General features: G+C 52.8%; 1 rRNA gene. It reads right to left on the bottom strand.

The features are described from left to right. Nucleotides 1–79 (bottom strand): 16S ribosomal RNA (locus tag NKF25_RS24115); the annotation flags it as partial. Nucleotides 80–265: the final 186 nt, after the last annotated feature.

The raw sequence follows: 265 nt of genomic DNA on the forward strand, positions 1-265 counted from the left end.
CTACGAGTCTAAGCTCGTACAACTAGCATGGCTAAATCGAACTCCAATAGCAATGGCCTCCGGCAGGATCAACCGGAATGGTTGCCGAGCATAACTGCTCGGTGGGTCTGGCGGAAGCATGCTAATGCATGTATAGTGTCGCATATACGTTGGTCCGTCAGTTCGACGACCCCGAACCAAGTAACTGGACGGGTGTCACCGAACTGCCAGGGCTAACATCAGATTCCATCGTATACGGCTGACCGCAGGGGTGGAATCCTCATTT

This window comes from Haladaptatus sp. AB643, assembly GCF_024136975.1.
Classification (GTDB): Archaea; Halobacteriota; Halobacteria; order Halobacteriales; family Haladaptataceae; genus Haladaptatus.